Below are 22,469 nucleotides of genomic sequence, written 5' to 3'. Positions count from 1 at the left end.
AAGCTTCCAGCCAATACTCTCATTCGCATCGTGAAATTCCTAGCACGCACACTTTTATTTCTCGCTGTATCCGCAGTTTCGGTACAAGCGGCTCGAGTTAAGGACCTCGTAATCGTTGACGGCGGGCGGGACAATCAGCTCGTGGGTTACGGTCTTGTCATCGGCTTGGCGGGCGACGGCGATAGCGCCTCTCCTATGACCATCAACGCGGTGGCGAACTCGCTGCGTCGCTTTGGACTCACCGTGGACGCGGAGGAATTGAAGTCCGAGAACGTGGCTGCAGTCATGATCACGGCCGACATCCCGCCCTTCGCTCGCGAGGGCACTCGCATCGACGTGACCGTTTCTTCGATCGGCGATGCGGAAAGCTTGCAGGGCGGAGTGCTGTTGCAGACCCCGCTCTTGGGTGCGGACGACATGGTTTACGCGGTGGCCCAGGGCCAGATCGCGGTCGGGGGCTACTTGGGCGGAAACGGCGGAGCAGGGGGAGCGACGGTTCAGAAGAACCATCCGACCGTCGGCCAGATCGCCAACGGTGCCATCGTGGAGCGCGAGATCGAGATGGAAGTGGGCAAGGGCGGAAGCGTGAAGCTCCTCTTGCGCAATCCCGACTACAACACGGCTTCCAAGTTGGCCGAAGGGATCAACGTCATTTTCCCGGCGAGCACCATGGCTGTCGACGCTGCCGCCGTACAGGTCACCATCCCGGAGATCTACCTTGGCCGCGAGGTCGACTTCATTTCCTCGATCGGAGGGATCAGCATCGAGCCGGACACTCCTGCTCGCATCATCATCAACGAACGTACGGGCACCATCGTGGCGACGGCCGGCGTGCGCGTCTCGACCGTCGCAGTGAGCCACGGCTCGCTCAGCCTCACCATTGCCCGTTCGCAAAACGTTTCCCAGCCGGGACCCTTTGCCCAGGCCGGAAATACGGAAGTGACTCAGGGTACGGAAGTGGAGGTTACCGAAGAGCTCGGCGCCTTCCACATGATCCCCGACTACCCGACCATCCAGCAAGTGACCAACGCTCTCAATGCCATGGGCGTTTCGACCCGTGAAATGATGTCTATCCTGCAAGCCATGAAAAGCGCCGGCGCCCTCCAGGCCGAGCTCATCATCAAGTAGGCAGGCCCCGCACCTTAATTTTAGAACTAGTCAATAAACGAAATGGACGTAACAAGCACAGCGATGTCAGGCCTCACCGGCGCTTCCTGGAAAGAGCAGATGCTCACCGGGGAGACCTCGAGAGCCGAGCAGATGCAGCAGCTCGGTGGAGAGTTCGAAGGTATTCTCCTGCGTCAATTTCTCGATGAAGCCCTTAAGCCGATGGACCCGGAACACGGACTCTTCGGAGCCGGATCGACCCCCATGTACGAACACTTAATCAAGGACTCCTTGGCCTCGAGCATCACCCAGAGCGGATCCCTCGGATTCTCTTCGGTGCTGCAGGCCCAGCTGTTTCCTCAAGAACTAAACGAAGGAAAGGGAACAGATTCCCATGAGTAATAACTTTGAAGAAAAGGATTGGAACCCGCTGGTAGAGCTCCTTCGCAACGAGGTGCAGGAGTATGGAGGTTTGTACAATCTCCTCGAGCGCCAGCAGGAGGAGATCTTCAGCCGCGACCCGGAGCTGGTGCTTGCCACCAATTCCGAGATCGAAGGCTACATGTCCGAGATGGGCGGCCTGCGCGAACGCCGCGAGGAGTTCGTCCGCGAGATGGCCCGCGGTTGCGGAGCGGACGAGGAGAAGCCGCTTTCCCAACTCATCGAGCATTTCCCCGACTTCATGCAGCCCATGCTGCAGGCCCTGGTGGACGAGATCAACCACATGATCCGCCGCACCCGCCAGAAGGCGCGCCAGAACTTCATGCTGCTCTCCCGTACCATGGAGATCAACCACGAGACCATGCAGAAGCTGCAGCCAGAAAATTACAACCGTACCTACACCAAGAAGGGACGCGTCGGAGTTAAGACCAAGCTCCCAACCCGCTATCAAGCGTTCGTGTAGTAGCCTCTCGGCGACGCGAATTCAAAATTTGGATACCCACACCATATGTCCGGAAACATCTTAGGCGAACTTGCCAACGCTAGCAAAGCGCTCACTGCCCACCGCTTTGGGGTGACCACTGCTGGCAACAACATGGCAAACGTCAACAACCCCGACTACGCTCGCCAGAGGGTGGTGATCGGGGAGGATGGCTATGTGCAGACGGTGGGCGGCCCGCGCGGCTTGGGTGTCGAGGTGCAAGGCTTCGAGCATATGCGCGACGCCGTGCTCGACCGCGAGGTTTTGCGGGAAACCAGCTTGAACGCATCGCTCACGTCTCAGCAAGCGGCCCTTGCCAAGGCGGAATCCAGCCTCGGCCAGGAGATCGACCGTACCGGAGATTCTCCCTTCATCGACGGCGCTACGGCCAATGGCGGCGGCAGCGGCGGCATCGCCGAAACCCTCAACAACTTTTTCAATGCCTTCCATTCCCTCTCCGCGAATCCCGGGTCCGACGCGGAAAAGGAATCCCTCCTGCAAAAGGCAGACATCCTCACCGAAAAGCTCAACGTCACCGCGGAACGCTTCAGCGACCTGCACGAAGACATCGGCTTGCAGGTGCGTACGGATCTCGGTTCGGCGAACCAGATGATCGAAGAGATCGCCCGCCTGAATTCCGAGATCGCTCGCGCCGAGTCTAGCCGGGCCGGTCAGGCTCTCAGCTTGCGGGACCAGCGCCAAGGCGTTCTGGAAGACCTTTCCGAACTGATGCAGGTCAAGGTCGAGGAAATCCCCGACAGCTCTGGACAGATTCGCGTTTACGTTCCCACGGTCGGCGGCGACTCGCCACAGCTCAATCTCGTGGAGCGCGGCCGCTTCCAGGAAGTTGCTTTCATCGACTCCACCAGCTCGAATCCGAACTACCAGTTCGTGGTAGGGGACGATCAAATACAGATCGAGATCAAGAGCGGCAGCATCGAAGGTTCCCTCAAGGCAAGGGATGGCGCGATCGCGGAATACCGTCGCGGGCTCGATGGGCTCGCCAAGGAGCTCGTAACGCAGATCAATGGCTTGTACAATACGGGGACCGCTCCGGCGACCACCAACTTTTTTGCCGATACCGGAAACGCGGCCGAGTTCACCGCAGCCGGAATTACGCTGGCGGCGGACCTGACTTCCAGCACCCTGCGCACCACTAACGATCCGGACCAAAACTTGGGAGACAACTCTCTCACGCTCGCCATCGCTGAGCTCGACGACGACCGGATTGCCTCTCTTGGAAACCGCAGCTTCTCCACCTTCTACCGTTCGGTCGTAACCGACCTCGGCGAAAACGTGGCCAAGGTCGACGCTCGCCTCGAGGACGAAAACATCGTCTTCGATATGCTCAAGCAGCAGCAGGAATCCGTCTCTGGCGTGTCGCTCGACGAGGAAATGACGGATATGATGAAGTACCAGCGAGCCTTCGAAGCGACCGGCAAGCTCATCCGCGCTATCGACGAGATGCTGGATGTTATCGTGAACCGACTCGTTTAACCCAATTTTTGAATACGAAATAATCTCACATTCCCACAACGATGAGAGTCACCACTAACACATTTCCCGACACCCTTCTTGGTCACCTGCAGCGGACCACCAAGGACATGAACAAGCTCAACGAGCAGGTGTCGACCGGACAGCGCATCTCCAAGGTGTCCGAAGACTCTGCATCGGCGAACCGCATCCTGGACATGCAGGAAGAAAAGGGCCGCATCACGCAGTTTTCCAAGAACGCGGCCCGCGCCCAGAACATCAACAACACCACCATCTCGCAGCTGCAGAACTTTATGCAGATATCCGACCGCGTGAGCGAGCTCGCGATCTTGGCGGACGGGCTCAAGGGACCGGACGGGATGAAGGCCTACGCCGAGGAAGTGGACGAGCTCATCGAGCACGCCATGCAAAGCGCCAATGCGAAGTTCAACGGCGAATACATTTTCGGTGGCATGGATACCGGTTCCCAGCCCTTCGAGATGGTAATGGAGGACGCTGACGGAAACCGGTACGCGAGGGACGCGGGAACCGGAGACATTGTCAAAACCGACAGCAGCGGCAACGTGGTCGCGGCGCCGGCGGAAGGCCATAGCTTTCCGAGCAACGGCAAAATCGTTTCCGTTTCCTACGAGGGAGCAGCCTCCGGACCTGAGTTTCACCTTTCGGAAACCGGCAAGATTCGCCCCTACACCGACGGAACGACCAACCAGCAATTCGCGGACTTCATCAACAAGATGGTCGAGCTGCGCGACGCCCTCGAGACGGGCGAGGTCACTGCGGTGACCCCGGAAATGCGCGATAGCCTCGAGAGTTCCGAAGACGAGCTGATCTTCGCCCTCAGCCGCCAAGGCTCGGTCCAGATGCGTATCGAGTTCGACCTCACTCTCAACCAACAACGCTACACCGACCTCGAAGAAAACATCTCTTCCGAGGCCGACGTGGACATTGCCCAAACTGTGGTTAGGCTAACCCAAGTGCAAAACGCCTACCAGGCCTCGCTCAAGAGCGCCGGCCAGGTTCTCAACCAGTCACTGCTCGACTACCTCTAATAGTCCACGACGCCTAACACCCACCTAGACCACCTTATTCATGAAAGTCGCACCCGAATCCCGGACGGAAAAAGAAGTTTGGATCAAGCCGATGGAGTTTGAGCTCCCTGCAGGCTTGATCGGTTTGGAGGACGCTACTCGCTTCGAGTTGCTCATCAACGAAGAAGAAGAGCCCTTCATGTGGATCCGTTGCATCGACCGCCACGAGCTCGCTTTCGTGGTCATCGAGCCCTCCAAGATTCTCAACGACTACGACGTGGAGATCGCGGACGCGGACGCCGACAAGCTCGACATCCACTGCTCCGAAGACGCACTCATCCTCAATATCGTCACCCTCAAGGACGACGACATCGAGTCGGCTACCGTAAATCTAGTCGGACCTATCGTACTCAACCGCCGGACCCTCACGGGCAAGCAGCTGATCGCCGCCAACTACATGAAGTTCTCTGCCCGACATCCGTTGCTGTCAGAGAGCGCCGTGGCATCCTAAACGAAACAGCAGCCCCCAAGGAAGGACTCCGACATGCTAATACTTTCCCGCAAAGTGAACGAGGCGATCGTCATCGCCGAGAACATCGAGATAAAGATCACCCGTATAGACGGGGACACCGTGAAGATCGGCATAGACGCTCCGCGTTCCGTACCGATCGTTCGCAAAGAACTCTTCGAAGAGATGCAAAAGACCAACCAGGAAGCGATCGCGACACCCGTCGTGGCGGCAGGCGTCCAGCCAGCCAAGCCAAAGCTCTCCGGTCTGGCCAAAAGCCTGGCATCGAAGAAGCAGTCAAAACAAACGGCAGGCCTCTCGCACAACCAGGACGCATGATGCGTTCGCGAGAAGTTCAGCCACAGCTAGTAAACCCAACTAACCTAATGGAAGAGGTCGTATCATGGTTATTAATACAAACACCAATGCAGTTGAGGCGGCGAGCAGTCTTCAAAGAAGCTCCGCTATGCTCAGCAAGAGCTTAGCTCGCCTAAGCTCAGGATCGAAAATCATCAACCCGTCCGACGATGCCGCCGGACTAGCGGTATCCGAAAAGCTCGAGGCGCAAAACGCCCGTGTCTTGGCGGCAAGGACGAACACGCAAAACGCCATGTCCATGCTGCATACCACGGACGGCTTCTTGCAAGGTATGATGCAAACGCTGAACCGTATGAGTGAGCTCTCGATGATGACTCGAGACATCACTAAGAACGACAGCGACAAGGCGCTCTACACCCAGGAATTCGATCAGCTCAAGGACCAGCTTCGTAGCGTGGTTGGGGCCAATGAACCTGCTTGGACCATCGATGGGGAGCCGATCGGCACCTTCAATGGAATCAGCCTCTTCGGCGATCGTGGCGACCTGCCGACCGTGGTTGGAGCTACGGGCGACCAGTTCATGAACATCCCGGCCATGAACTTGAAGGACAGCGACTCCTACTTCGCTCAGCTGCTTACTGACAGCAACGGTCTGTCTGTAGCCGGAACCTCGACCATCGCTCACCTAACCGCGACGATTCAGGAGATCGCCGAGAACCGCTCCGAGATTGGTTCCTTGCAGTCGCGTCTCGAGTTTGTGGATACCCAATTGGTGACGCAAAGCCAAAACCTCGAGTCTGCAAACTCGCGTATCCGAGATGTGGATGTCGCGGAAGAATCGACTCGTCTGGCCAAGTACCAGATCCTCGTGCAGTCCGGTACCTCCATGCTTACGCAAGCGAATTCGCTGCCGGAAACGGTGCTCCGTCTGTTGAACTAGTCGTTCGGCTCAACTCGTAACCTAGATCCCCACGTTTTTATGATTTCAGCAGTCGACCAGTATCTTAAGACACTCCTCACCTTCGTCCCTCGCAATGCTGCGAACCGATTCACCAAGGACTACATCGCTCTCATTCACGTGCCAGCGGTGGGGCCGGAAAAGGTTTACTCGCTCGTCTTGGACGAAAACCAACCGCTCCTCACGGTCGCTGCCTACAAGAGCGCGGTTTGGGAAGTGGTTGAAACCCTCGGTTCGGATGGGGCGAGCAAGCCCGAACTGGACGCCTTGCAAGCGCAGGTCGACCGTAAGCACCCCGCGCTCGACTATCTTGACAGTCGTACCTTGTCGTCCTGCGAAAACTACAGCGACGGCCGCGCCGGTCTCGACTACTACCTCATGCTCTGGCAGCGAGACGGCGAGTCGGGCGTAGTGGAGTGCTACGAACCGTATTCACGGGAAGACTACTCTTGGTCGAACGTCATCGGCGCCATGCAAGTACTTTCCAGCCAGTTCGAATATGCTATAAAATAGGAGGCTATCATGTCCATGCAGCCATCGTTTAGGACGACGAATAAGAACAAGAAATTTTTGGGAGTGCGTTTCGCCAGCTGCAATTGCTACGGGCGGCTCTACCTCAACGACGACGGCGGCGCTTACGTGGGCCGTTGCCCGAAGTGCTATACGTCCTTCGCGGTGCGAGTCGGCGCCGGCGGTACCAGCAGCCGCATGTTCGTGGCGAATTGCCGCTAGAGCGGTTTCCTAGATGCCGATCCTTATCGCAGGTCTGGTCGCGGCGGCGATCCTATTGTTGCTGCCTCGATTTCTGGGGCGTCAACAGGAACGCATGCTCAAGCAGTACCACGTGCTCGAGAAGCGGTTCGGCCTCGCGCGTCGTGTTTCCCAAAGCCGTTGGGGAAAGGGAATAGGCGAGCGCTTTTCCTTGCATGGGGAAAGCAGAGGGTATCCGCTTTCCCTTTACAGCCATTTTCTGAAGAAGGAAAAGGTGCGGACGGATTGGACATCCCTCGTTTTCGAAACGCTTTTTGCCGAAGATTTGGAATTTCGTATCGAATTTCCGGGCACGGAAGAGGGGGCGCGTTTCTCGGGAGGCGAGGAGTTGCCGTTCGCCCTCGAAAACGAGGGCGTGCTTTTGCGTTCCTCCGAAAACTTGGAGCGGGTGTGGCGCGACGATAATGTAGCGCGTCGCTTTCCGTTTCTGGCGAAGCAGGAACGCGCAGGAGCGATTCGTCTCTCCAAGGGCTTTATCGAGTACCGTGAGCTCGGCGTCATGGAGCACGAGCCGCAGCGCCTGCGCTTCCAGGAGGCGATCTTGTTGCTTGCCTGCGTTAGCGACGCTCTGTCGCTATATATGGCGGAACGGAAAGCGACGCCGAGCGTGGAGCTTTGAGCGGTTGGTTTCGACGATTGATCCTGCAGCGCGGTCGCGGGCTAAAGCACCGCGCTACGGGGTGAGGCTCTTACCGCAGGGCGTCTACGCCGGCTTTGAGGCGACGTAGGCCTTCTTCGAGGGTGGAGCGTGGGCAACCGAAGTTGAGGCGCACGTGCTTCTTGCTGTCGAAGGGGACGCCGTCGCTGAGGCCGATGCCGTGGCTTTCGAAGTGAGCGATCGGGTTTTGTAGGTCGAGCTTGGATACGTCCATCCAGCTGAGGTAAGTGGCTTCGTGCTGGTAGAGCCCGATCTCGGGGATCTCGCGCTTGACGAAGTCGTGGATGAAGTCGCGGTTTCCGGCGAGGTAGGCCTGTAGCTCGTCGCGCCAGTCCTGGGCGTAGCGGTAGGCCGCTTCGCAGGCGACGTAGCCGAGGTTGTTGACTTCGGCCATGATGCCGCGGCTCGCGGTGACGAAACGGTTGCGCAGCTTTTCGTCGGGGATGATGGCGATGGAGCAGCCGAGTCCAGCGAGGTTGTAGGTCTTGCTCGGGGCGATGAAGGTGAAGACCCGCTCCTTGGCCTTTTCCGATACGGAGGCGAGCGGGATGTGCTTGCGGCCGTCGAGCACCAGTTCGCAGTGGATCTCGTCGGAGCAGCAGATCAGGTCGTGGCGTTCGCAGAAGTCGATGACCTTGAGCAGTTCCTCGCGCTCGAAGACGCGGGCGCAAGGGTTGTGCGGATTGCAGAAGAGGAAGAGCTTGGTCTCGGGAGTGACGGCGGCTTCGAGGGCGTCCCAGTCGATCACGTAGCGGTCGCCGTCGAGGGCCATCTGGGCTTTGACTACAGGTCGCTTCTGGAATTTAGGCCCGAAGATGAAGGGCGGGTAGATCGGGGTGGTGGTGAGCACTTCGTGCTGCGGCTCGCAAAAGGCACGGCTGGCGATGTTGAGCCCCACTACCAGGCCGGGAAGCCAGACCAGCCAGCTAGGATCGATTTTCCAACCGTATTCGCGGTCCAGCATTTCGATGACGGCTTCGGTGCAGGAGGGCTCGGGGCGGGCGTAGCCGAAGATGCCGTGGTCGATGCGCTCGTGCAGGGCGTCGAGCACGACCTCGGGTGCGTGGAAATCCATGTCGGCCACCCACATGGGCAGGATGTCCTTGCCCTCGTACTTTTGCCATTTCTGGCTGTCGGTTTCAGTGCGGTCGTAGACGGTGTCGAAAATGGATAGCTGCGTGCTCATATCTGCTGAGCAAAGAGGAGAATCGCGGGGAGCTTGTAAATGGGAAAGTCGTGGGCCGCCCCCAGGGGGGCATTGGCGGGACTGTCCCACTCGAATGTTGGTTTAAGTGGGACATTCTGACTCGCTTGTTCTGGGGTGGGTTTTGCAAGTCGTTGAAGGTTAATAGGGAGAGCGCTTTTAGGTGGTTGGTATTGGATGTGCAACAGTGGCGGCATCACATCACTCGCTTGAATTTAATAAGGAGGAAAAAACAATGACATACCTAAGAACAAACAATACTCGTCCTAACGCTCTCCACTGGCCGCTCGGCTTGGGAGACCTTGAAAAGCAGCTGGATACCATCTTCGCTGGATTGCCTTCTTTCTTCGACGTGCAGGAAGGCGTGTCTGCCCAAGGGCAGCGAGCTCAGGACGCGAAGCTTCGCTGGTACGAGAAGGCGGATGCCTATCTGGTCCGCGTCGATTTGCCGGGAGTGAAGAAGGAAGACGCGAGCATCGAGCTGGAGGACGGCACGGTCACGGTTTCCGCGGTGCGCAAGCTGGAAGCCGCGGGCTCGGAGCAGGCGAAGGAAGTTCGCTACGAGAAGGCTTTTCGCGTGCCGGAAGGAGTGTCGGAAGCGGGCATCTCCGGGCGCTTCGAAGATGGAGTGCTCAGCCTGACTTTGCCGAAAACCGAAAAGGCTCAGCCGCGCTCCATTTCAATCAACTAAGCTCCGTCTCGAAGAAACGAATACTAAATCGAAACCAAATCTATCTATCATGACTTTACTCAACATCACCAAAACTCAGCAACCGGAATGCTCGACCGCGTCGCGCGATGCGACCTCGGGGGAAAAGCGACGCTTCGCGCGACCTCAGTACCGTGTTCGCGAATTGGATACGCAGTATACCGCGGAGGTTGATCTCCCGGGCGTGCCCAAGGACGGGGTCGAGCTTTCGGTTGCGGACGGTGTTTTGGAAATCTCCGCCGCTCGCGGCTGGAAGGATCGCGCGGACTGGAGCCCGCTGGCCGGCGTGGCGGAGGACGGCTTGACCTATCGCCTGAATCTGGAGCTGGGCGACGCGGTGGATGCGGGCAAAATTTCGGCCGAACTGCAGGACGGGGTGTTGAAGCTCACTTTTGGAAAAGCAGAGGAAAAGAAGCCTCGCCGGATCGCTATCGCTTAGCGGTCCGTCAGGGGTAGATGGATCAGGAGGGAAGCCGGTCCTGCGGAAGCGGGGCCGGCTTTTTCGTGCTTGTGTCGAGTGTCTCCGGGCTTTTGTGCTTTGTGGCGATGATTCGGAAATTCCTAGCCCTGGCGTTTTGGTTCCTAAGTCTGTCTTTTGCTTCGCTTGCTCTCGGGCAGGAGGCGGAGGCCGAGAGCGAGCCCGCGGAAGTGGAGCCGGTGTTGGGGGCGAACGAATTTGCTTCGGCTCGGGAGCAGATGATGGATCAGCTCAGCCAGCTGACCGACTTGGACTTCGGGGGCAATTCCGGGGCTCGCCTCGCGGTGTTTTTCATCTTGCTGCTGGCCACCTTCGTGGTGCGCAAGATCGTATTGGGTATCTATGTTCGTTGGTTTCACCGGGCGGCGGAGCGGACTTCGTGGGCCTTCGACGACAAGCTGATTCCTGCCTTGACCGGTCCGATCGGAGCGATGGCTTACGTCATCGGCTTTTTCCTCTCCATCTCGGTGCTCAGCTTGTCGCCGGGGATGGATATCGTGATTTTAAGAATCTTCCAGGCCTCGACCATGACGGTGCTCTTCTGGGGCCTCTTGCGGGTGGTGGACGTGATGGCCGAAGTGATGGTCGACGTGGCGCGGGAGAGGGACATGGGGGTCTACCACTTTATCCCGCTGATCAAGAAGACGGCCCGCATCTTCCTCATCGTGGTCGCGGTGGTGCTGGTGGTGCAGAACCTGGGCTACTCGGTCGGCTCGCTGCTGGCCGGCATGGGGATCGGGGGCTTAGCCTTGGCTTTGGCGGCTCAGGAGTCGCTTTCTAATTTCTTCGGGTCGGTGAGCATCGTGGCGGACCGTCCCTTCAAGGTGGGGGACTGGATCCAGGTGGGCAGCCGGGTGGACGGCGACGTGGAGGAGATCGGCCTGCGCTCCACCAAGGTGCGGACTTGGTCGAAGTCGCTCTTGACCATTCCCAACAAGGTGCTGGCCAACGAGATCATCGAAAACTGGAGCCGCATGCCCAAGCGGCGCGTCAAGCAGTACGTGGGAGTGACCTACAGCACCTCTCCGGAAAACATGGAGGGGCTGGTGGAAGATATCCGCCAGCTGCTTCGCGAGGACGAGGGCGTGAACCAGGATTTCATTTTGGTCAACTTCACCGACTTCGGGGAAAGCGCCCTGCAAATCCTGGTCTACTACTTCACTTCCACGACCGCCTGGCTGGCCCATATGGACATCCGCCAGCGGATCAACCTGAAGATCATGAAGGCCGTGGAGGCCCGCGGTTCGTCCATCGCTTTCCCGACCCGCACAGTGCATATCGAGGGCGGTTCGCTGCCGTTTTCGGCGGAAAAGTAGGGCTCTTGGGCGGCTGCGCTGCGGCGATCGCCAAAACCTGATAGGGTTACTCTTTTTTGCCGTGATTTTTAACCCTTAAGTAGGGCGTAAAAAGCTTAAAAATCCTGTAAAATATCAAATTTTTTACAACTCGAATCGCAATCGATTTGCTCCAAATCCCGATATCCCTATTGGTTGTTTCTATGCAAAGATTATTGCTTAGAAGGATGTGAGTCCTGCTCGGCAAAGCTCGAATTTCTTTATGTTGTTTGGGAGAAGTCCGGCCTCTTCGGGGGCCGGGCTTTATTTTTGCTCAGAGCGATCCTGCTTCGGCGCGGCGACTTGTATTTGTTGTAGCTGACTCTGATCCGATGCCAACTGCATGGAGATTATCGCCTAGTGGCGACGAAGAGCCGGCCTCGTATTGGGTCGAAGTTGTCGGAGAGCAATTCGAAGCCTGCCTGCTCGAGCGCTTCGTTCGTTTCCGCTTTGCTGAAAAGCCCGAGGCGATGGGTTTCGGCGAAGGATTCGCTCCGTCCGTCGACCGCGACGGTGTAGGTTATCGATAGGACGGATTGCTTTCCCTCCGTGCTGGCCTCCCGTACGCGCTTGATTTCGAGGCCGCTCGCGGGGTCGCGGGTTTCGGTGGTGTCGATGAGCCCGGGGGACCAGTGGTCGCTGTCGACCCATGGCTCGCAAAGGAGCAGTCCGTTTCGCTTCAAGTGGCGGGCGAAGCAGCGGAAGCTCTGGCGGAGCCCCTCGAGCGATCCGGAGTATCCGATGGAGCTGAAGAGGCAGAGGAGGGCGTCGTAGCTGCGTCCCAGATCGAAGTCCTTCATGTCCGCGGTGACGAACCGGCCTTCGGGATTTTTCTCTTGTGAGATTTCGACGAACGTCGGTTCGATGTCCACGCCGTCGACCTTGTATCCGTGATCCTGGGAAAGGCGCTTCGCGTGCTCGCCGGTGCCGCAGCCGACGTCGAGCAGCCGGGAGGCCGATGAGTCGAAGCGCTTTAGCAGGGTGTCGATCTTCTCCGCTTCCAACCGGTAATCTTTCAGCTCCCGATAGATGAGGTCGTAATATGCAGCGGATCGATCGTACATTTGATGCATCTTGGAATCCTGTCTAGCTGTAGCAAGCCTTGGAAGCAGGGTGGTGCGGTACTTGCTGACTTACCGGACTTGCTTTTTGGGGAAATGCCCTCCCTTATTTTTACTTTCGTACCTTTCGCCTGTACCCAGTTATGCGTGACTACTTTCTCCGAAGAATTCTGCTCATTCCACCGACTCTGATCGGGGTGACCTTGATTGTCTTCGCTATCACTCGCTTCGTGCCGGGAGGGCCTATGGAGAGGGCGATCATGGAGGCGCAGATCGCCGATGCCTCGCAAGGCGGCGGAGGGAGCGGAGGCGCTCGCGGAGGCGAGGGGACCGGGCTTTCGGAAGACCAACTGAACGAGCTGAAGGCTTACTACGGCTTCGATAAGCCGATGATTGTCGCCTACTTTTCCTGGCTGGGCAAGTTGGTGCGCGGAGACCTTGGCGTTTCGACCCGTTACCAGGACTCGGTTTGGTCGCAAATTTCCCAACGTTTTCCGATTTCGATCTTCTACGGCCTGACCACGATGATCATCACCTACGGGATCTGTATTCCGCTGGGGATGTTGAAGGCCTTGAAGCACCGCACCGCCTTGGATACCTATTCGTCGATTCTGGTCTTTTGCGGGTATGCGATTCCTGGGTACGCGTTGGGCTCGCTGCTCCTTCTGTTCTTCTCGGTGGAGCTGGGTTGGTTTCCGATGGGTGGGTTCAAGAGCATCTACTTCGAGGAGCTCAGCCTCTGGGAAAAGGCGGTCGATATCGTGGACCACGCTGTCCTGCCCTTGATTTGCTATTTGGTGGGGAGCTTCGCGGTAACGACCTTGCTCATGAAGAACCACTTGATGGATAACATGGCGGCGGACTACATGCGCACGGCAGTGGCGAAGGGCGTGTCCTTCAAGTCAGCGGTTTTCCATCACGCCTTGCGCAATTCCATGATTCCCATCGCGACGACATTCGGGCAAAACGTATCCCTGATCCTGACGGGATCGTTTTTGATCGAGACGATTTTCGATATCGATGGGATCGGGCTCCTGGGGATCAGCGCGGTGCTCGACCGCGACTATCCGGTGGTGATGGGCATCGTTTTTCTGTCCAGCCTTTTGCTTTTGCTGGGGAACGTAATTTCCGACGCTTTGGTAGCCCTTGTGGATCCACGTATCCGTTTTAAGTAGACGCAGCCCACGAATACGAGAGATGAGACTTTTCAAATTCAATCCCTTGACGGCCAAGAAGGTAGCTCGCTTCAAGCAGATCCGGCGCGGCTACTACTCCTTTCTGGCGATACTGGCTTTGGTCGCGTTTAGCTTTTTTGCGGAGCTTTTTATCAACAGCCGCGCCATCGTCGTCTCCTACGAGGGTGAATTGTACTTTCCGACTTATGGCGCCGTGATTCCGGGAGATACCTTTGGATTGGGCTATTCGTACGAGACCAATTACCGGGAGCTTAAGGAGCGCTTCGAGGAAGAGGGGAGCGATAACTGGGTCCTGCTTCCGATCATCCCCTATAATCCGTATGAGAACAACGAATACGAAGGGGTTTTCAAGCCGGCTCCTCCGAGCTTTTCCGAGGGCCATTGGTTGGGGACGGATACGACAGGCCGCGATATCGTGGCTCGGTTGTTCTACGGCTTTCGGATCGCGATCTTCTTCTCTTTCGCGTTCCTCATCCTGACCTACCTGATCGGAATCGCGATCGGATGCCTGATGGGCTATTTTGGCGGCTTGTTCGACTTGATCGGTCAGCGCTTGATCGAGATCTGGTCCAATCTTCCGTTCCTCTACGTGGTGATCATCGTGTTTTCGGTGGTGCCGAGTTCGGTTCCCGTTTCGGCCCGTATCATTATTTTGCTTACCGTGATGGTGATGTTCTCGTGGATGGGAATGACCTACTACATGCGCACGGGAGCCTACAAGGAGAAGGCTCGGGACTATGTCGCGGCAGCGGAAGCGATAGGCGCCAGCACGACGCGCGTGATCTTCCGTCACATCCTTCCGAATACGCTAGCGACTTTGGTGACGTTCATGCCGTTTACCATCGTGGGCGCCATCACGGCCGTTACGGCGCTGGACTACCTCGGCTTCGGCCTGCCGCCCCCTACGCCCAGCCTTGGGGAATTGCTCAAGCAAGGAACCGATAACCTAACCACCGCTCCATGGATCGTGGTCTCGTCCTTCTTCACTTTGGTGACGATTCTCACCTTGGTAGCCTTCGTTGGAGAGGCGATCCGCGAAGCCTTTGATCCTAAGAAATTCACCGTTTACCGTTAATCGTTCAACTACGTATGAAGCATTTCAACCTTCTCAAATTCACCCCTTTGCCGATTCTTTTGCTGGGAGGACTGCTTGCTGGCTGTTCGTCGAAAGACGAGTCTGCGACTCCTGCGGATCCGGAAACGCAAGCGCGCATCGAAGCCATGAAGGCGGAGGTGCAAGAGTACTACCAGACCAAGGTTTCCCTGCCTCCGGAGCTGTTCGAGGACCTGGAAGCGGGGCGGGTGACGCAAGAGGAGGTCGATAAGAGAATCGCCGCTGGCGAATTCCCCAAGTTTTTCAACTTCAAGACGCCTGCCGACCTGCCGGACGGATTGAATTGGAAGGACGGCTCGGACCTGCCGGAGATCGGCTCGCCTAAAGCGGTCAAGGGCGGCACGTCCTACAGCTCGATCCAAGACTTTCCGCGCACGCTCCGCACCATCGGCCCGGACGCCAACGGCAGCTTCCGCACCTACCTGCTCGACTACAATGCCCTGCAGATCGCCCGCCAGCATCCGAACTCCACCGAGCTGGGCGAGGACGGGCCGCTTTTCTTTGCCGAGTTGGCGGAAGAGTGGGCCGTGGACAAGGAGAACCAGACGGTATACGTGAAGCTCGATCCTTCGGCCCGCTGGTCGGATGGGAAAGCGGTCACGGCGGACGACTTCTTGTTCATGTTCTTCTTCATGCAGAGTTCCTACATCAAGGCTCCCTGGTACAACAATTTCTACAACCGCTCCTACCGCGGCATCACCAAGTACGACGACCAGACTTTTTCGATTCAGGTATCGATCGCGAAGCCGGACTTCGCTACCTACGCTCTTGGCCTCTCTCCTCGCCCGGAGCATTTCTACGGCGAGCTGGGAGACGATTTCCCTGAGCGCTACCAGTGGCGCTTCGAGCCGACGACGGGCGCCTACGTCATCGAAGAAGGGGATGTGCGCAAGGGAGAGTCTATCGTCTTCACTCGCCAGAAGGACTGGTGGGCGCAAGACAAGCGAAACATTCGCTACCGCTACAACTACGACAAGCGACGCCTCCAAGTGGTGCGCGATGTGGAGAAGGCGTTTGAAATGTTCAAGAAGGGGGAGCTAGACGCCGCGAGCCTTTCGCTCCCGAAGTACTGGTACGACAAGTTGCCGGATGACGATAAGCTAGTCGAAGGCGGCTATATAAAGAAAGCGGTCTTCTACAACCAGCGCCCTCGTCCGCCCTATGGCATGTGGATCAATACCGCTAAGCCCCTCTTGAACGATCGCAACATCCGTATCGGCATCCAGCATGCTTCGAATTGGGAGCTCGTTATCGACAAGTATTTCCGGGGCGACTACGAGCGCCTCAACCACACGGCCGTAGGCTACGGCGAATTTACGAACCCGGACATCAAGGCGCGTCCCTTTTCCATCGAGAAGGCGCTTGAGTCCTTTGCGAAGGCAGGCTTCGACAAGCGTGGCTCCGACGGAATCCTAGAGAACAGCAAGGGCGAAAAGCTCTCCTTCTCCTTGACCACTGGCTACCAAACCTTCCAGGAGCCGCTTACCATCATCAAGGAAGAGGCAGCCAAGGCTGGGCTCGACCTCCGCTTGCAGGTACTCGACAGCACGGCTGGATACAAGCGCGCGATCGAGAAGCAGCACGATATCCACTTCATGGCTTGGGGGTATGGGGCGGAGATGTATCCACGATACTGGGAAACATTCCATTCCTTGAACGCCTACAATCCCGACGGGTCGATTAAGGTGCAGACCAACAACTTGAACTCCATGGCGGTACCGGAACTGGACGCCATGATCGAAAAGTATCGCAACTCCTCCGACACCGGCGAGATGATTAAGCTCGCCCATCAGATGGAGCAGCTGATCCACGACGAAGCTGTCTTCGTACCCGCTTTCTACATACCGTTCTATCGCGCGGGTTACTGGAGTTGGAGAGAGTATCCGGAAGACTTTAACGTCATGACCAGCGATTCGCCCTCCGAGTTTAGCTTGTCCTGGATGGATCCTAAGAAAAAGCGCGAAATCTTGGATGCTCTCAAGAAGGGGAAGACGTTCGAGAAGTCGGTCAAGGTCTACGATCAATACAAGTCGGCCGACTAGATGGCATCTAACATGGACCAAGGAAATCCGCTCCTTTCCGTTCGCGATCTCGTAACCGCATTCGATACGGATGCGGGCCGCGTGGTCGCGGTCGACGGAGTCTCGTTCGACGTGCCAGCGGGAAAGACGCTTGGCATCGTAGGCGAATCGGGATGCGGGAAGAGCGTTACGGCCATGTCGATCATGCGCCTGCTGCCGCAGCCGGCTGGAAATATTCTTTCCGGACAAATCCTCTACAAGGGGGAAGATCTGGCAACGGTATCCGAAGAGAGACTACGGAAGATTCGGGGAGGGGAGATCGGCATGATTTTTCAGGAGCCCATGACGGCTCTCAATCCTGTGCACCGCATCGGGCCTCAGTTGATGGAAGCCATCTCGCTGCACGAGAAATTGTCCAGCAAAGAGCTCTTGCAGCGGGCTGTCGATCTGCTCCGCCTGGTAGGAATCCCTGCTCCTGAGGTTCGAGTGAGCGAGTATCCTCACCAGCTTTCCGGGGGAATGCGGCAGCGCGTGGTAGTGGCCATCGCTCTCGCGTGCAATCCCTCGCTCGTGATTGCGGACGAGCCGACGACTGCCTTGGACGTGACGGTTCAGGCCCAGATATTGGAGTTGATCAAGTCGATGCAAGATCGCTTGGGCATGTCGGTCATCATGATCACGCATGACCTAGGAGTCATCGCGGAAACCTGCGATGAAGTGGTGGTTATGTACGCGGGCCGGGTCGCTGAGAAGGGACCAGTGCGGTCGATCTTCGAAAACCCGCAGCACCTCTACACCAAGGGACTTCTGAATTCGATCCCGCGGGTGGATTCGCCGCGTAAAGAGAAATTGAATACGATTGAGGGAACTGTTCCGGGGCTTGCGGACATGCCGGTCGGCGCTCGATTCGCGCCCCGTTCGCCGCACCCGCAAATCGAGGAGTATTTGAAATCTGAAGCGTTCCGCAGCGAGAAGCCGGGGCTGGTGCAAGTGGGCGAAGGGCATTGGGTCGAGGACTGTCCTTACGTGCGAGTGTCTTAACTTTCCGAATACCTATGCCGCAATCTGATTGTACTCCCTTGTTGGAGGTCGAAAACCTCAAGGTTCACTTTCCTGTGAAGGAAGGCGTGTTCGCTCGTGCGAAACGTTTCTGCAAGGCCGTCGACGACGTGAGCTTCAGCATCAAGCCAGGCGAAACGCTGGGCTTGGTAGGCGAGTCGGGCTGTGGCAAATCGACCTTGGGCAAAGCGATCTGCCGCTTGCTGCAACCGACGGCGGGCTCGATACGCTTCGAAGGCGAGTCGATCGAATCCCTGTCGAAGTCGCAAATGCGGCCCTTCCGACGGGATCTGCAGATCATCTTCCAGGACCCAGCCGAATCGCTCAACGCCCGCCATACGGTGGGGCAGATATTGGAAGAGCCGTTTATCATCCACAAGATTGGGGATGCGCAGGAACGTATCCGCCGCGTGCGGGCGTTGTTGGACAAGGTCGGCCTGCCGCAATCTTCGCTCGAAAAGTATCCCTTCGAATTTTCTGGCGGCCAGCGGCAACGAATCGGCATCGCCCGAGCGATCGCCTTGGAGCCGAAGCTGATCGTTTGCGACGAGCCGGTGTCGGCCTTGGACGTATCGGTGCAGAGCCAGATTCTGAACCTATTGATGGATTTGCAGCGCGACATGGGGATTTCCTACCTTTTCATTGCCCATGACCTTTCGGTGGTGCGCGTCATATCCGATCGGGTTGGGGTCATGTATTTGGGGAAGTTCGTGGAGCTTGCGGATGGCGACGAGCTCTTCGCGAATCCGATGCATGAATACACGAAAGCGTTGATCTCTGCCATCCCGGTTCCGGACCCGACGGTCCGGAAGGATCGGGTGGTCTTGCGGGGCGACGTTCCGTCTCCTATCGATCCCCCGCCCGGTTGCGCCTTCGCTCGGCGCAGCCCTATCGAAGTTTCCGAGGACGTTGCTTCGCAACCTGGAGAGTATATTGAGGTCTCTCCTGGGCACTGGGTGGAAGTCCATCCTGCCACGGTGGCGAACCATGAACGCTTCCTCGTACGCTCTTAGTTCCGAGCAAAAACCAATTTTCCAACAGCCAACCCCTTGATGACTATGAAAGCAAAGCACGCTCTTCTGGCGCTTCTCCTACTGCCCATCTTTTCCCTGCAGGCCGGCTATAAGCTGGTGCAGGCTCCGCTTGAAGACGACCTCATGCAGGTTCACATCTACGAGCTGGATAATGGGCTGACGGTTTATCTCACCGAGAATCACGAGACACCGACCTTCCGCTCCGAGATTACGGTTCGGGCGGGCTCCAAGGACGATCCGGAGGACGCCACCGGACTGGCACACTACCTCGAGCACTTGCTGTTCAAGGGCAACGCCAAGCTCGGTTCTTCGGACTGGGAAAAGGAGAAGCCGCATATCGATCGCATCACGGAGCTCTACGAAGAGCATTTCCGGGAGGAGGATGCGGAGAAGCGAGCGGAGATTTATGCCGAGATCAATCGGGAGTCGCAATTGGCGGCCCAGTACGCGATCCCCAGCGAATTCGACACCCTCATTTCCAGTCTCGGCGGGCAGGGCATCAACGCTTACACGGCTCCCGACCGCACGGTTTACTTGGAGGAGCTGCCGTCGAACCGTCTCGAGCAGTGGGCTATGATCGAGTCCAACCGTTTCCAGAATCCGGTTTTCCGCCTTTTTCAGCCGGAGCTGGAAATCGTCTACGAGGAGAAGAATCGAGCCATGGACAACAAGGATCGCTTGATCCAGGAAGCGCTTTTCTCGCTATTGTATGGAGAACATCCCTACGGCTCCCAAACGGCGCTCGGTTCGGTCGAGCATTTGAAGAAGCCCTCGCTCAAGAAGATTCACGAGTTTTTCGATGCCCACTACGTGGCCAACAATATGGCGATCGCTCTGGCGGGCGACTTCGAGGTGGAGGAAGCGATCAAGGTGATCGATAAGCATTTCTCGTCGTGGAAATCTGGAGACGTCCCGGAGTTTACGCGTCCCATGCCTGCGCCCATCACGGAAAAGAAAAGCGTGACCGTTCATTATCCGGGGCAGGAGAACGTGATGCTGGGCTTCGATACGGCTCCTACGGGGCATGAGGACGAGCCCGCGCTCAAGCTGATCGATATGATCCTGGACAATGCCAATGCCGGCTTGATCAACCTGAACCTGAACCAGCAGCAACGCGTCGCCCAGGCAGGTTCCTTTCCCTACATTCGCAACGATGCGGGCAGCCAATTCCTCTACGGGTCTCCCAAGGAAGGGCAGAGCCTAGAGGAGGTGGAAGCACTCTTGCTGGAGCAATTGGAGATCATCAAACAGGGCGACTTCGACGAGTGGATCCTGCCGGCCATCGTCACGGATTTTAAGAAGAACGAGAAGCTCGCCATGGAAACCAACGCGGGCCGCCTGCGCATCATCAGCACGGCCTTCGGGGAAAAGAAGGACTGGGCGGATGTCGTGGCGGAGATCGACCGCATGGACGCCTTGACCAAGGCGGACTTGGTACGCGTGGCCAACAAGTATTTCTCGCAGCCTTATGTGGTGGCGTATCGGAAAGATGGAGACTACACGCCGCCCACAGTGCCCAAGCCCGAGTTTGACCCGATCGATATCGATCGCAGCAAGCGCTCGGAGTTTGCGGCGAAGGTGCTCGCCATGGAGTCGGAGCCGATCGAGCCCGAGTTCCTGAAGGAAGGGGAGGACTACCAGGTGATGACGCTGGCCAAGGGGATCCGCCTCTTCTACGTGGAGAATCCGGCCAACGATCTCTTTGCCTTGTCCAAGGTGTACGAGATGGGGAGCCGCGAGATTCGCGAGCTGCCGATGACTGCGGCCTTGCTCGACAAGTCGGGCACTTCGAGGCTGTCGCCGCCGGAGCTGAAGAAGGCTTGGTACGCCATCGGAGCGGACTTCGGATTTTCGGTGGGCGAGCACAATACGACCTTGAGCGTGAGTGGACTGGAGGAGAACTTCGACAAGTCGCTCTCCTTGTTTCAGGAGGTGCTGAACGATTCGCAAGGCGACGCCAAAGTGCTCGAGGAGCTTGTCGCGATCCAGCTCAAGCAGAAGCAGGATGCGATGAAGGAGCCAAACATGATCTTCAACGCCTTGCGCAACTACACGCGCTACGGGGAGGAGTCGCCGTTTTTGACGGCGCTTTCCTCGGAAGAAATTAAGGCTCTCAGCGTCGAAGACTTGATGGGGCAGTTGAATCGACTTTCTGGATACCAGCACGACTACCTGTACGTCGGAAAGATGCCGATCAAGGAAGTGGCCAAGAAACTGAAGAAGCTGTCCAAGACCAAACGCGCCTTGAGGCCTGCTCCGGAGCCGGTGCTCCCGAAGCTGCACGAGCCGGAAGCCAACGAGATCGTTTACGTGGACTACGAAACCGCTCAGTCGCAGATCCGCATCGAGTTTCCCGGCGGAATTTACGACGAAGCGCAGCGGCCATTGATCGAAACCTTCAACGAATACTTCTACGGAGGCATGGGCGGCATCGTCTTCCAGGAGATGCGCGAGGCGCGGGCCTTGGCGTACTCGGTCTGGGCCCACTACTTGGTTTCCAGCTTTAAGGGCGGCGAAAATCTGGTGATGGGATTCATCGGAACCCAGGCGGACAAGACGGTGGATTCCTTGGAGGCCTACTTGGACCTATGGAATACCATGCCGCGGTCGGAAGATCGTTTCACTGTGGTGAAGGAGTCGCTCGATAACCAGTTCCGCGTATCCAAAATCGGCTTCCGCGACGTCTTGGGAGCGGTGAAGGCGTGGGAACGCGTGGGACTCGAAGGAGATCCGCGGGAGCGGCGCTACGAACGGATCATGGCGGGCGACCTCGACGGCTTGTTCGAATTCTACAACGAAAAGATCAAGGGGCAGCCTAAGATGATTTCGATCCTCGGTCCGTCTGCGGCGATCGATATGGAGGAGCTCAAGAAGCATGGGGAGCTGCGTCAGGTCGAAATAGACGAAATCTTCGTGGACTAGATTTCGCTGCGGTCTTGCTTGACGAGGAGCGGCGCTCGCGCCGACCCTGTTGCCCGAATGAAACTTCCTCGATACGATTGGCCTGAACTCGAACGCATTGCGACGGGAATCGTTGAATCCTGCCTGAGCGAATTGCCGGACGAAATCCGTCCGGCAGCTGAGAAGGTGCCTTGCCTCTACAAGCGCTACCATCCGAATGCTCCGCATATCGATCCGGAAGCGATGTATATGCTGGGTGAATACATTGCCTACGGAGACGATACGGGCAGCGTGGACGGCAGCGGCGTGATCGCTCTCTACCTGGGCGCGATCGCGTGGTACTGCGAGGACGAGGATCTCGATTTCGAGGACGAGGTCAGGACAACCTTCCTGCACGAGCTCGGCCACCATTTTGGTTGGGACGAGGAGGAAGTGGAGGAGCGGGGACTGTAGGGTTTGTAGCGCTGTGCTTTAGCCAGCGACCGTGGAGACTAGATCCTTTTTCGTTTAGTTAGTCGTACTGTGTGATGAGGGAAACGCGGCGTGCCCGGCGGTCCCGCCCTACCTTATGCGAATGATCAAACGAAAAATGCT

The 22,469-nt window shown here is 57.5% G+C and carries 23 protein-coding genes; 21 read left to right on the top strand and 2 right to left on the bottom strand.

Annotation, left to right across the window (positions count from 1 at the left end):
• The first annotated feature begins 30 nt into the window (after positions 1-30).
• The 11 genes from QEH57_RS16685 to QEH57_RS16635 all read left to right on the top strand — a co-directional run bounded on the left by QEH57_RS16685 (position 31) and on the right by QEH57_RS16635 (position 7,725).
• Positions 31-1,128 carry a flagellar basal body P-ring protein FlgI gene (locus tag QEH57_RS16685; protein ID WP_309007905.1) on the top strand — a complete coding sequence of 366 codons (1,098 nt, stop codon included), beginning with the start codon at positions 31-33 and terminating at the stop codon, positions 1,126-1,128.
• Between the two features lie 42 nt (positions 1,129-1,170).
• On the top strand, positions 1,171-1,509 hold the full coding sequence (locus QEH57_RS16680) for a hypothetical protein (RefSeq protein ID WP_309007904.1): 339 nt from the start codon (positions 1,171-1,173) through the stop codon (positions 1,507-1,509).
• Positions 1,502-2,011: a flagellar protein FlgN gene (locus QEH57_RS16675; protein ID WP_309007903.1), complete on the top strand. Its 510-nt coding sequence runs from the start codon at positions 1,502-1,504 to the stop codon at positions 2,009-2,011. The genes QEH57_RS16680 and QEH57_RS16675 overlap by 8 nt, the downstream gene beginning before the upstream one ends.
• 45 nt (positions 2,012-2,056) lie before the next feature.
• Positions 2,057-3,526: a flagellar hook-associated protein FlgK gene (flgK, locus tag QEH57_RS16670; RefSeq protein ID WP_309007902.1), complete on the top strand. Its 1,470-nt coding sequence runs from the start codon at positions 2,057-2,059 to the stop codon at positions 3,524-3,526.
• A 41-nt stretch (positions 3,527-3,567) separates the two neighbouring features.
• Entirely contained in the window at positions 3,568-4,572 is a 1,005-nt protein-coding gene (locus QEH57_RS16665) for a hypothetical protein (protein ID WP_309007901.1), read from the top strand.
• Between the two features lie 40 nt (positions 4,573-4,612).
• Positions 4,613-5,062, top strand: coding sequence for a flagellar assembly protein FliW (locus tag QEH57_RS16660; protein ID WP_309007900.1), 450 nt, complete (start codon positions 4,613-4,615; stop codon positions 5,060-5,062).
• A gap of 33 nt (positions 5,063-5,095) precedes the next feature.
• The gene (csrA, locus tag QEH57_RS16655) at positions 5,096-5,398 is read left to right on the top strand and encodes a carbon storage regulator CsrA (protein WP_309007899.1); all 303 of its coding nucleotides are present in this window, start codon (positions 5,096-5,098) and stop codon (positions 5,396-5,398) included.
• 64 nt (positions 5,399-5,462) lie between these two features.
• The gene (locus QEH57_RS16650; protein WP_309007898.1) at positions 5,463-6,317 is read left to right on the top strand and encodes a flagellin; all 855 of its coding nucleotides are present in this window, start codon (positions 5,463-5,465) and stop codon (positions 6,315-6,317) included.
• 39 nt (positions 6,318-6,356) lie between these two features.
• Positions 6,357-6,848, top strand: coding sequence for a hypothetical protein (locus QEH57_RS16645; RefSeq protein ID WP_309007897.1), 492 nt, complete (start codon positions 6,357-6,359; stop codon positions 6,846-6,848).
• A 9-nt stretch (positions 6,849-6,857) separates the two neighbouring features.
• A complete protein-coding gene (locus QEH57_RS16640; protein ID WP_309007896.1) occupies positions 6,858-7,067 on the top strand; it encodes a hypothetical protein in 210 nt (69 codons plus the stop codon).
• Between the two features lie 13 nt (positions 7,068-7,080).
• Positions 7,081-7,725, top strand: coding sequence for a hypothetical protein (locus QEH57_RS16635; RefSeq protein WP_309007895.1), 645 nt, complete (start codon positions 7,081-7,083; stop codon positions 7,723-7,725).
• Positions 7,726-7,795: 70 nt separating this feature from the next.
• Here the strand turns inward: QEH57_RS16635 and QEH57_RS16630 are convergent, their stop codons facing one another.
• Entirely contained in the window at positions 7,796-8,950 is a 1,155-nt protein-coding gene (locus QEH57_RS16630; RefSeq protein WP_309007894.1) for a PatB family C-S lyase, read from the bottom strand.
• A 253-nt stretch (positions 8,951-9,203) separates the two neighbouring features.
• On the opposite strand from QEH57_RS16630, the gene QEH57_RS16625 reads away from it, so the two are divergent.
• The 3 genes from QEH57_RS16625 (at position 9,204) to QEH57_RS16615 (ending at position 11,471) form a co-directional block, all read left to right on the top strand.
• Positions 9,204-9,659: an Hsp20/alpha crystallin family protein gene (locus tag QEH57_RS16625; RefSeq protein WP_309007893.1), complete on the top strand. Its 456-nt coding sequence runs from the start codon at positions 9,204-9,206 to the stop codon at positions 9,657-9,659.
• A gap of 49 nt (positions 9,660-9,708) precedes the next feature.
• Positions 9,709-10,116, top strand: coding sequence for an Hsp20/alpha crystallin family protein (locus QEH57_RS16620; RefSeq protein ID WP_309007892.1), 408 nt, complete (start codon positions 9,709-9,711; stop codon positions 10,114-10,116).
• Between the two features lie 107 nt (positions 10,117-10,223).
• Entirely contained in the window at positions 10,224-11,471 is a 1,248-nt protein-coding gene (locus QEH57_RS16615; RefSeq protein ID WP_309007891.1) for a mechanosensitive ion channel family protein, read from the top strand.
• Positions 11,472-11,839: 368 nt separating this feature from the next.
• On the opposite strand, the gene QEH57_RS16610 is transcribed toward QEH57_RS16615, so the two are convergent.
• A complete protein-coding gene (locus tag QEH57_RS16610) occupies positions 11,840-12,553 on the bottom strand; it encodes a class I SAM-dependent methyltransferase (RefSeq protein WP_343224801.1) in 714 nt (237 codons plus the stop codon).
• Positions 12,554-12,693: 140 nt separating this feature from the next.
• On the opposite strand from QEH57_RS16610, the gene QEH57_RS16605 reads away from it, so the two are divergent.
• Genes QEH57_RS16605 through QEH57_RS16575 form a run of 7 tightly spaced genes read left to right on the top strand, consistent with a single transcriptional unit; the run spans position 12,694 to position 22,328 of the window.
• Positions 12,694-13,725 carry an ABC transporter permease gene (locus tag QEH57_RS16605; RefSeq protein WP_309007890.1) on the top strand — a complete coding sequence of 344 codons (1,032 nt, stop codon included), beginning with the start codon at positions 12,694-12,696 and terminating at the stop codon, positions 13,723-13,725.
• Positions 13,726-13,747: 22 nt separating this feature from the next.
• Positions 13,748-14,821: an ABC transporter permease subunit gene (locus QEH57_RS16600; RefSeq protein WP_309007889.1), complete on the top strand. Its 1,074-nt coding sequence runs from the start codon at positions 13,748-13,750 to the stop codon at positions 14,819-14,821.
• Positions 14,822-14,835: 14 nt separating this feature from the next.
• Positions 14,836-16,902 (top strand): extracellular solute-binding protein, encoded by a 2,067-nt coding sequence (locus QEH57_RS16595; RefSeq protein ID WP_309007888.1) that lies wholly within the window; start codon positions 14,836-14,838, stop codon positions 16,900-16,902.
• Entirely contained in the window at positions 16,903-17,922 is a 1,020-nt protein-coding gene (locus tag QEH57_RS16590; protein WP_309007887.1) for an ABC transporter ATP-binding protein, read from the top strand.
• Between the two features lie 14 nt (positions 17,923-17,936).
• The gene (locus tag QEH57_RS16585) at positions 17,937-18,953 is read left to right on the top strand and encodes an oligopeptide/dipeptide ABC transporter ATP-binding protein (protein ID WP_309007886.1); all 1,017 of its coding nucleotides are present in this window, start codon (positions 17,937-17,939) and stop codon (positions 18,951-18,953) included.
• A gap of 45 nt (positions 18,954-18,998) precedes the next feature.
• Complete coding sequence (locus QEH57_RS16580; RefSeq protein WP_309007885.1) at positions 18,999-21,896, top strand: insulinase family protein; 2,898 nt, start codon at positions 18,999-19,001, stop codon at positions 21,894-21,896.
• 57 nt (positions 21,897-21,953) lie between these two features.
• Positions 21,954-22,328 (top strand): metallopeptidase family protein, encoded by a 375-nt coding sequence (locus tag QEH57_RS16575; protein ID WP_309007884.1) that lies wholly within the window; start codon positions 21,954-21,956, stop codon positions 22,326-22,328.
• Positions 22,329-22,469 lie beyond the last annotated feature (141 nt).

This window comes from Pelagicoccus sp. SDUM812005 (assembly GCF_031127875.1).
Classification (GTDB): Bacteria; Verrucomicrobiota; Verrucomicrobiia; order Opitutales; family Opitutaceae; genus Pelagicoccus.
The sequence above is the reverse complement of the archived record's forward strand: the minus strand, read 5'-3'. Positions and strand labels throughout refer to the sequence as shown.